General features: G+C 42.9%; 1 protein-coding gene. It reads right to left on the bottom strand.

Annotated elements, in window-relative coordinates:
• Nucleotides 1-228, bottom strand: a 228-nt coding sequence (locus HBA93_RS21840) for a hypothetical protein (RefSeq protein ID WP_221724646.1), incomplete at its 3' end; no start/stop codon positions are given.
• Nucleotides 229-261 lie beyond the last annotated feature (33 nt).

Here is a 261-nt window from a genome sequence, read left to right as displayed (position 1 = left end):
AGGTATATATTGACTGGCCTGTTTGGTCTCCAGAAAAGAAATAATTTTTGCAACAATGTGATTGGCTCCGGCGCCGCTGGCAGGCAGGAAGCGGTTATCTATGGTGCTCCAATCTGCGTGATGCGTTTGTATGTTATGTTTTTGCGCATTATTGATATCAGCATATTTATTATCGCCAATATGTAGCCATCGCTGGGTGTCAGAAATTGCCAGCTGTTTTTTTGTCACTTCATAAAGTGATCCTGAATGTTTACTGGCCCG

The sequence above is a fragment of the Ochrobactrum sp. SFR4 genome (assembly GCF_019730395.1).
GTDB lineage: Bacteria > Pseudomonadota > Alphaproteobacteria > Rhizobiales > Rhizobiaceae > Pseudochrobactrum.
The sequence above is the reverse complement of the archived record's forward strand: the minus strand, read 5'-3'. Positions and strand labels throughout refer to the sequence as shown.